Source organism: Halomicronema sp. CCY15110 (assembly GCF_016888165.1).
Taxonomy (GTDB): domain Bacteria; phylum Cyanobacteriota; class Cyanobacteriia; order Phormidesmidales; family Phormidesmidaceae; genus Halomicronema.
Genome location: NZ_JACSWC010000295.1, coordinates 1 through 9525, shown reverse-complemented (window position 1 = coordinate 9525; position 9525 = coordinate 1). Strand labels below are relative to the sequence as shown.

8 protein-coding genes are annotated in these 9525 nt (G+C 57.4%); 3 read left to right on the top strand and 5 right to left on the bottom strand.

Features of this window, described 5'->3' with window-relative positions; translation table 11 throughout:
- Nucleotides 1-222 precede the first annotated feature (222 nt).
- The 4 genes from cobO to JUK32_RS12670 all read right to left on the bottom strand — a co-directional run bounded on the left by cobO (nucleotide 223) and on the right by JUK32_RS12670 (nucleotide 5645).
- Complete coding sequence (gene cobO / locus JUK32_RS12685; protein WP_239112609.1) at nucleotides 223-897, bottom strand: cob(I)yrinic acid a,c-diamide adenosyltransferase; 675 nt, start codon at nucleotides 895-897, stop codon at nucleotides 223-225.
- Between the two features lie 121 nt (nucleotides 898-1018).
- Nucleotides 1019-2521, bottom strand: a complete 1503-nt coding sequence (locus JUK32_RS12680; protein ID WP_204139224.1) for a peptide ligase PGM1-related protein — start codon at nucleotides 2519-2521, stop codon at nucleotides 1019-1021.
- Between the two features lie 229 nt (nucleotides 2522-2750).
- Entirely contained in the window at nucleotides 2751-3773 is a 1023-nt protein-coding gene (locus JUK32_RS12675) for a lysylphosphatidylglycerol synthase domain-containing protein (protein WP_204139223.1), read from the bottom strand.
- Nucleotides 3774-3890: 117 nt separating this feature from the next.
- A complete protein-coding gene (locus tag JUK32_RS12670) occupies nucleotides 3891-5645 on the bottom strand; it encodes a SulP family inorganic anion transporter (RefSeq protein ID WP_204139222.1) in 1755 nt (584 codons plus the stop codon).
- Nucleotides 5646-6129: 484 nt separating this feature from the next.
- Between JUK32_RS12670 and mscL the strand changes: the two genes are divergently transcribed.
- Nucleotides 6130-6558, top strand: a complete 429-nt coding sequence (gene mscL / locus JUK32_RS12665) for a large conductance mechanosensitive channel protein MscL (protein WP_204139221.1) — start codon at nucleotides 6130-6132, stop codon at nucleotides 6556-6558.
- A gap of 48 nt (nucleotides 6559-6606) precedes the next feature.
- Here mscL and JUK32_RS12660 read toward each other — a convergent pair whose 3' ends face one another.
- Nucleotides 6607-7317, bottom strand: coding sequence for a C40 family peptidase (locus JUK32_RS12660; RefSeq protein WP_204139220.1), 711 nt, complete (start codon nucleotides 7315-7317; stop codon nucleotides 6607-6609).
- Between the two features lie 127 nt (nucleotides 7318-7444).
- On the opposite strand from JUK32_RS12660, the gene JUK32_RS12655 reads away from it, so the two are divergent.
- Both JUK32_RS12655 and JUK32_RS12650 read left to right on the top strand, forming a co-directional pair.
- Nucleotides 7445-8614 (top strand): alanine--glyoxylate aminotransferase family protein, encoded by a 1170-nt coding sequence (locus JUK32_RS12655; protein ID WP_204139219.1) that lies wholly within the window; start codon nucleotides 7445-7447, stop codon nucleotides 8612-8614.
- Nucleotides 8615-8716: 102 nt separating this feature from the next.
- A complete protein-coding gene (locus JUK32_RS12650) occupies nucleotides 8717-9220 on the top strand; it encodes a universal stress protein (protein WP_204139218.1) in 504 nt (167 codons plus the stop codon).
- The last annotated feature ends 305 nt before the right edge of the window (nucleotides 9221-9525 follow it).

Below are 9525 nucleotides of genomic sequence, written 5' to 3'. Positions count from 1 at the left end.
GATTCTCCATCTCGATGACCCCATGTTTTCTGGCAGCATCCTACTACAACATGACTTGTGTGTACTTAGTAGCCTTAGTAAGGAGAGGGGCCGGAAGCTCCGTGAGATCCAGACCCAACTTTTCACCCGTTTCTGAATAAACCTCTCCTTGCCAAGGAGAGGTGCCGCAGGCGGTGAGGTTAACCCAACTGTCAAAACTCCACTTCTGCAATTAGATGAGGGTTAAAACTCGATGCCGGGTTGGGCTTTGACGCCCTGCTCGCGAAAGGGATGTTTGACCAGGGACATTTCGGTAACGAGGTCGGCTTGGTCGATGAGGTCTTGGGGGGCACCGCGTCCGGTGAGGATGATGTGGGTGTCAGGGGCTTTTTCCGCGAGTCCAGCGAGTACCTGATCGCTGCTCAGGAAACCGTGCTTGAGGGCGATGTTGACCTCATCGAGCAAAATGGTGCGATAGGCCGGATTGCGGATGTAGGTGAGGGCGATTTCCCAGGCGGCGTTAGCCTTGGCGATATCGCGATCGCGATCCTGGGTTTCCCAGGTGAAGCCTTCGCCCAGGGCATGAAAGTCGAGTTGGTCGGGCCATTTCTCGAACACGGCTTTTTCCGCTGGTTCCCAAGCGCCCTTGATGAACTGGATAATGGCGACCTGATAGCCGTGGCCGAGCGATCGCAATACCATGCCCAGCGCTGCCGTCGTCTTGCCTTTGCCATTCCCGGTGTGGACGATGATCAGTCCTTTTTCTAGCGTGCGGGCCGCGAGCCGTTCTGTTTGTACCGCTTTGCGCCGCTCCATTTTGCGCTTGTATTGCTCAGCGGTCAGTCCCACTTGGGTGGACTGTTCGGTCAGCGTTGCGGCGGTGGCGTCGATATCTGGGCGATCGCTGGAGGGAGTCATGGTCATGTCAAAACGTGGGGCTGCTCTCATCCTATAGCGTCGCGTAGATCACGCCATGCCGTCCTGCTGGCTTAGCCACCAGAGGCTTCGTTCTCCGGTGAGTCTCCCCAAGCTGCGGTGATTAGGTCGCGCGATCGAGGGAGGCCACGACTTGATGATAAATTTCCTCCGCCTGTTCGGGGGAGTTGCCGATGCTGGTGAGGCCCAATTTGCCATATTCCGATAGACAGCCCATCAGGTGAAAGGCCGCGCCCACCCCTTCGATACTGTTGAAATGCAGGCGATCGCTGACAATAATATCCATCAGGTCACTGGGCAGGAGGCCCCGGTAGCGCTCTTGCTGCACATTGTCAGACGCGCGATAAAACTTGGGTTGGCCCCGCCGGGTATAAAACAGACCGTCCGCTGGCGAGTAGTTGCCATCGGTCAGCAGTTTGAGCGCCATGAGCGGATGCGTGGTGCCGCCCTTGCGCAGGTTGATCTCAATGGCGTGCAGTTCCCACTGGGGGTCTTGGTCGGGATGGTAGACGGCGACGAAGTCCACCCCATACCGTTCAAGTGCGCCTTTTTGGGCCAGATTTTTGCCGATCGCGGCCCCCATTTCCTGAATGCGCAGGCGATACCCCTCATCAGCGGGAAACGAGCAACCCAAAAAGATTTGCCCGTCGGGGCCGCCGAGCACCTGATCGTGGGTCGAGAGCATTTCGACTTCGCCCAGAGGATTGATGTGCCCCTGAGCACTCGGCGATCGCTTCACGTCGCCTTCGATGAAGGCTTCGGCGATCGCCCCCAGTTTGTGAATTTTCTGCTCAAAATGCGTCCAGGTTTCGGTCGGGCATTGAAACCGCAAGTGCTGAAAGGCTTGCTGAATCTGTTGGGCGCGTTCGCCGTGGGTGGCCTGAGAGGGGGCGACCGCCGCCAAGGGGGCCAAATTAAGCAGGGCATTGCCCTCGCCCGAAAACCCCTCGTTCAGCTTGATCACAATGCGCTGCAAATCAGGCTGCCGCTCCCACAGGTCAGCAGTCACATCAGCCAGACTGGCAACGTCATTCACTAATGCGCTGCCGTCGGGGTGCGGCACGCCACATTCCGCAAAAATTTGCCGACTGCCGCCTTTGGTACCCCAATAGAGCAGATCGGGATCCAGCCCCAGCAAGGGAATTTCGAGTTTGAGTGCCAGTTCGCGCTCTAGCGGCGTCGCGTTAAAGCACACCATGTAGGCATGGTCTGAGTCGAGCCGACGACGGATCTTTTCTAACAGCCGGGGCCGCTCCAGCAGCTTTTGGGTTAGGGGCTTTTGCGAGGCGTCGTAGGTGGCAAAGAGGTCGAGGCGATCGCGGGCGTGGGAGCTGGGAATGCCCGGTAGCAACTCCAGGTAATAGTCCACAATGCTGGGATGCAGCGGCTGCGAGGTGACGTAAATCAGCCGCGTGTAGGGATTGCGCAGCCGCGCCAGGGAAAACAGGAGCCGCTCTTCGTAGTAGTGGACGCCCGCAATCTTTTGCAGCTCTGACTGGTCGAGACTCAGAGACGGCACGATCAGGACTTGGCAATCGCGCACATCAAACTCGTCGGGCGATCGCCACAACGTTTTTAATCGAGTTTGCAGCTGCTGAAATTGCATGTCCGCGCAGGGGGATGAAAAGGCATTTCCATAGATTCACACGTTCTCCCCAGCGTCCGCAGCCTCCTTGAAGAATCGTTAGAAACCAGCCGATGACGCACTGGGCACCCCTCACCCGCCTCAGCGCATGAGGTGTGAGAACCAAATAACATCCAAATTGTTAGGGCAGGCATCTTGCCTGCTTTGGAAAAGCCGAGACGGCTAACCCAACTGATTCAATTCTCATTCCTTAGCGATCGCCCGCTGGCAACTGCGGCAAGCTCTGTGCTTCCTCTTCTAGAAGGACGGGGGCATTGGCCCGTCGTTCGATGGCCGCGTTCCAGCGCTCATCCAGCACCGCCAACCCGGCTGCCAATACCTCTGCCAGGGTGCTGTTCAAGCGATACAGCGCCACCACCCCCAACACAATCGCCGCCGGAAACTGAGGCGTCAGCACCGCCAACACCGTGGCTTCAAACACGCCGAGCCCGCCGGGGGCACCGGGGATCACTAACCCCAGTAGCCACCCCAAACTAAATGCCCCGACCAAAGTCCACACGTCCGCCACATCGAGGGAATAGAGCGCCATAAAGCAGAAGACAAACCCGACGCCGCGCAGGGCCACGAAGGCTAATTCCCCCAACAAGGGCCGCCAGGGGTATTGCTGGAGTTGAGGAATTTGGGCGGTTTCTGGTAGCGGGTCGGACTCCAGCTGATCGGCTTGCTGCAGCTTGGCCTGGGCCAGTCGCTGTAACACGGGATTCAAAATGCGGGGATGCAGGGCCACCAATACCGCCATTAAAATGACCAGCTGCACCAGCGTGGATGGCAGGCTGACCAGCACGATCGCCAGCGCGGCAGCGGCCATGAGCAACGGTTCCAGCACCACTCCAGTAATCGCCACCCCGGTTGAGGTGCCGTATTCCCGCAAAAACTGGATGCGCCCCACAAAGTGCCAGATATTGCCGGGGAGATATTTGCCCAGGTTGGTTTTGAGATAGGTGATGATCGTCCACGTCGGGGGCACAGGCGCATTGAGCGATCGCATAATGCCGTACCACACCCAACCCGACCAAATGTGGGCGGACAGCGTGATCCCCAGCGCCAGCAACAGCTCGGCGATCGCATACGGCGTCAGGCGCAGGGTCAATACCTGCTGCCAGTTCAACCGCAGCGTGTGCAGAATGAAGCCCACAGTCAGCGCCAAAATAAACCAGCGCAGATAGGGCTTGAGCCGTTGATAAGTTGCCTTGAGGGCAGGAGGCAGTTTCATAAGGGCAGCGACTGAAGACTCAGCGGCAAATCATCAGACACAGGATAAGGCGAAACGGCAAGAACGCGATCGCTGACCTGCAAAAAATCTACCCTCGCCGCCCAGCAATGCGGGGGATCACTTGACCGCTTGGGGTGATACCACTTCATTTGTGGATAATGCCGTCATGGTGGGATAAGGCGGTAAATGGCAGAACGGTGGATTGATCAAGTTGACCGAGGTGATGTCTTCGCCCAGAGTTTCTAGCGCTAGCGTCAAGGCTCGATAGCACGTCGGCAAAAAGTGGCTAGCAGGCAGCACCTGGTGAATCTTGAATCGGCGCAGGCGATCGGCCACCTGGCCCTGCGCCCCCACAATATAAATTTGCCGATGCCGTTGCTGACGCGCCGCTTTAACTTCTTTTTCAATCGTCAGAGCTGCCGTCACCCCAATTAGCGGGACTCGGCTCAAATCGAGAATAATCGCTTCATGGCTACGGCCCATGTGAAACGAAATTGTCCGAGCGGTGCCATAACTCATCGGCCCACTGATTTGAATCAGCAACACCCGGCCCCGCGCCTGCTGCAACAAATAGCCTTCTTCCGGTGTGAGGATCACTTCTGGGTCATCCTCTGGCCGCTGCACCGCGCGCACCTTTTCGATTTGCAGACTGGTCAACCGCTGAATCGTCAAAATGTTGGCGACAAACGCGCCCACCGCTACAGCGGTAATCAAGTCGACAAACACCGTCAACAGCAGCACGCCATAGGTGACGACCGTCGCGCGAATCGACACCTGACAGACCCGCCACAAAAAATCCCAGTCAATGATGCGCATGCCCACTTTGATCAAGATGCCCGCCAGCACCGCATGGGGAATTTGGGATGTAATGTCCCCAGCCCACAGCACAATGCATAGCAGCACCAGCGCGTGAAACATGCCAGATAAAGGCGTTTGTCCCCCCGCCTGGATGTTGATCACCGTTCGCATGGTCGCCCCCGCACCGGGCAACCCGCCAAAGAGTCCCGACAACAAATTACCGATCCCCTGACCAATCAGTTCTTGTTCTGAGTTGTGCTGAGTGCGCGAGATATTGTCGGCCACCAGCGACGTCAGTAGAGAATCGATCGCGCCCAAAATCGCCAACATCAGACCATAGCCGACGATCGCTTGCAATTGATTCGCGTTGAGTCGGGGCCACTGAATTTGGGGCAACCCTTGCGGAATTTCGCCAATGCGCGCCACGTCTGTGTGGCCGAAAACGAAGATCGAAATGGCAGTACACACCACGAGGGCGACCAGCGGTGACGGTACCATTCTGGCCAGGTGCTTGGGCCAGCCAAAGACAATCATCAAGGTCAAGATCCCCAGTCCGGCGGCCACCGGCTCCGGACTGGCGAGCACGGTGGGCAATTGCTGCAATGAGTCAATCACGCCGCTAGAGGCTGGATGCCCCAACAGCGGCGCAATTTGCAAAGTCACGATAATGACGCCAATGCCCGACATAAACCCCGAAATCACGGAGTAAGGCATAAGCGTGATGAACTTGCCGAGCCTGAGAATGCCAAACAAAATTTGGAACACCCCGCTCAGCATCACTGCGGTGAAGGCCATCGCCAAGCCGTGTTCTGGGTTTTGCGCAATCAGCTTGGTAAACACCGTCGCCATGACCACGGTCATTGGCCCGGTGGGGCCGGTCACTTGGGCTGGCGTACCCCCAAACAGGGCCGCAAAAAATCCGGTAAAAATCGCGCCGTACAGTCCGGCGGTGGGGCCAGCCCCAGAGGCGACCCCAAAGGCCAAGGCCAACGGTAGCGCCACGATCGCAGCGGTTAATCCGCCAAACAAATCGCCCCGCAAATTGTGCAGACGGAGGGGTTGGAATATTTGCATAGTTACGAAGAGTGGGAAGCCAATCGGACAACAGCAGCCAGAATTTCGACAAAACTGCAGTGATCCCAAACGGCGACAGGACAAAATACCTGCATCTACTGGCTCGTTTTAAGGCTCAGGTTCTTGCACTGTATGTGTAACCCAACACAGTCGTGGGGCTTTGAGAGGTTTCTTGATACTGCTTGAACAAAGTACGTAGTTGTTTACGTCTTCGTAATGGATATCGCTGGCACGATGTGGGCGATCGCTCCGCCCCTGTAACCTCCATCCTCAACAGTAAAATTTATTGAGTGCTGACAGCTCCTTGCGTCCTAGCAAGGTGGCTCCAAGGTTGTCCCGGACAACTCCGATCAGCTCCCGCCAATAGCCCGCCAAACTGGATTCATCGCGTTTTCTGTTGCCATCATGAGTAGTCGTTTTCGGGTCTGCTATGATTTCGAGCAGTTTTAAGCGCCTTCTTTAGCCCTCAGGAGATTGAGACACTATGGCCAACCAGCAAACGCGTAATCGAGCCGTTAATTCGGCGGGCGGCTTTATGCGAGATTTTCAAGCTTTTTTGATGCGGGGCAACGTCGTTGATCTGGCCGTTGCCGTGATCATCGGCGGGGCCTTTGGCGCAGTGGTCAATTCTTTCATCGCCGATATCGTTACCCCCTTGATATTGACGCCCGCTTTAAGCGCCGCTGGAGTCGAAGACATTGCTGAACTCTCGGCCAATGGCGTGAAGTACGGGTTGTTTCTCTCCGCGATCATGAACTTCATCGTCATCGCCTTTGTCATCTTTGTGATGGTGCGACTGTTTGAAAGAGCTAAACGCAAGGAAGAGGTAGAAGCAGCAGCGGAACCCAGCGTCGATGAAAAGCTCAACGAGACCCTGACCAAGCTCACCGAAGTGATGGATCGCAAGCTCTAATTGACCCCGGCTCAACCAACGCCCCCGGCGATTGGTGTGGCCCCAGACCTACCGACAAGCCATCGGCTGTCCTTGGGGCTGATAGCTGCGAGTCACGCGACCCGCGCCGCGCAGTTGCCGATGGTAAGTGGCACTAATGGGATCAGTCAGATCAGTAATAGAATCGATGCCGATGCCGTTGCGCCCTTGATCCCGACCGGAGCTATGGATGTAGCGACCGTCGCCCAGATACAGCGCCACATGATTGGGGCGATCGCCCTGCCCAAAAAACAACAGATCCCCCGGTTGCACCTCCTTCAGCGCCACTGCCTCGACAAAATCTTCTTGCTGATAAGAGTCGCGGGGCAGGCGAATGTCCGCAGCGGCAAAGGCGGTTTGCATCAAACCCGAGCAGTCGAAGTTTGGCCCCACAGTGCCCCCCCAGAGATAGGTATTGGCTTGGGTCATTGCGACCTGGGTAAAGCGAATAATGTCAGGAATTTGCGCGGCGATCGCGGTCGTCGTCCACTCAGGTGCAACATAGGGCCGATCGGCGGGTTGCAACGCGGCCAAAGCGGCAACGGGCAGCCAGCCGGGGTAGTCGTCTTCGCACAGGCAGACGGCGATCGCGGTGTCGTGAACCTCGGGCCATGCCGTGATGCGGAGGTGGCGGCCCATCGCCGCTTGAGTCACCAACCCTTCGCAGGCCGGCGACTTGAACAGATCAAGGTGGGCCTGGCAGCGATATTCCGTCCCAAGCTTGAGATCAGTTGATGGCATTATGGCGGCCTCTTGTCTGTGAAAAAAGTTACTTTACGCAAACATCGGGTGGGATTTTGGCGCGATCGCTGCCGTCCCAACCGACAATGGAAAATTATAGAAGAACGCTCCCACACGATTGCCAGCCATGACCTCAACCTTGCCGCTCAATACATCAAAAGTGAATGCTGCCCACAAGCTATCCCTAGCGCCGCTACAGGTGCCCGAACGCTTGTTGCTGGGGCCAGGCCCCTCCAATGCTGAGGCCACCGTCGTCGCCGCGATGAATTGTCAGCCCATCGGTCACCTTGATCCCGCCTATCTGCAAATGATGGACGAGGTGCAAGACCTGCTGCGCTACACCTGGCAAACCGAGAACGAACTCACCTATCCGGTGCCGGGGACGGGCTCCGCCGCGATGGAAGCGACCTTGGCGAACGTGGTGGAACCGGGCGATCGCGTCCTCGTCGGCGTCATGGGCTACTTTGGTCATCGCTTGGTGGATATGGCCGGACGGTATGGCGCTGATGTCCGCACGATGCACCAAAGCTGGGGCCAAGTATTTTCGCTAGCAACCATTCGCGCTGCATTGGAAGAACACCGCCCCGCCGTCCTGGCCTTGGTACACGCTGAAACCTCCACCGGGGCTCGACAACCCTTAGAAGGCGTGGGCGACCTCTGCCGCGAATTTGACTGTTTGTTGATTGTCGATACCGTCACCAGCTTGGGTGGCGTCCCCATCTTTTTGGATGAATGGCAAGTGGATCTGGCCTATAGCTGTAGCCAAAAGGGCCTGAGCTGCCCCCCCGGCGTTTCCCCCTTCACGATGGGGCCACGGGCGATCGCCAAAATGGAACAGCGCCAAACCAAAGTCGCCAACTGGTATCTCGATGCGGGGCTGCTGCGGAAATATTGGGGCCGCGATCGCGTCTATCACCACACGGCCCCCGTCAACCTCACCTTTGCCCTGCGCGAAGCTTTGCGCCTGCTCGCCGAAGAGGGACTGGAAAACCGCTGGCAGCGCCACCAAGACACCGCCGAATTTTTCTGGGATGGCTTGGAGTCCATCGGCCTGAGCTGTCATGTCGATCGCGCCTATCGCTTACCGACTTTGACTACGGTGCGCGTGCCCGCAGGCGTGGATGCCAAAGCCGTCGCCCGTACCCTACTGCTGGAGCACCACATCGAAATCGGCGGCGGTTTGGGTGATCTAGCGGGTCAAGTTTGGCGGGTCGGGCTCATGGGGGCCAACAGCCACCGCGATCGCGCCACCACCCTGCTAGCAACCTTAGAAAAAGTGCTGCATCAATCGCGTTAACACCGTTGCGGGTATGAGGCTTGGGGCACCTAGAGATTAGCGGCTCGCTCAGCATCCCCGACTCCCCAGCCGCCCGCGCCCCTTATCCCCTATTACTGGTCTATGTATCAAAGAATTTTGGTTGCCCTGGGCGAAGACGACGCGATCAACGCCAAAGTGTTGCAAGAGGCGATCGCGATCGCGGCCCCTAGTCAGGCCACTCTCAATCTGATGCATGTGCTGTTGCCGCCCGAGTCGGGCTATCCCAACCCGATGTACATCACTGCCGACGGCATGCATTCAGCGGTCAATGTCGATGCTTTTCAGCTATACATCGGCCAGTGGCAGATCGAGCAAAAAACCAATCAGCAAGTGCTTGATGCCAAGGCCAACCAAGTGCAACAGGAGCACGGCGTCGCCACCGAATGGACCCAGGCCGTGGGAGATCCGGGTCGGCAAATTTGTCAGGTAGCTAAAGACTGGCAGGCTGACCTTATTGTCATCGGTCGGCATAATCGCTCTGGCCTGTCGGAGCTTTGGCTCGGCAGCGTCAGCAACTATGTAATGCACCATGCGGGCGGCTCGGTCATCGTCGTTAAAATCGCTGAATCCGCGATCGCTGACTAGCTCGCCCCACGCACACCGGAGCTATACAGGCCTCTCTCACGCTGAGGCGGGCATCTGGTGGGCGATGCAAATGCATGGTCGCGACCTTGGCGATCGACTGTGGCAAAAAGTTGCAAGGTGTCCGGTGCCCGGAACGCTGATTGCTCAGGCAGCGCGGTCATGGAGAGTAAGTAGCTGGGCCTAGTTAAACGGCAACCAAGTGGCTGATTTCGACTCCGCTCAATCAGAGATATCACTGTCCAGGTAAGAGGTTGAGGGTTGAGCGGAGTCGAAACCCGTCTGCGAAATAATTGTGTCCACCTACT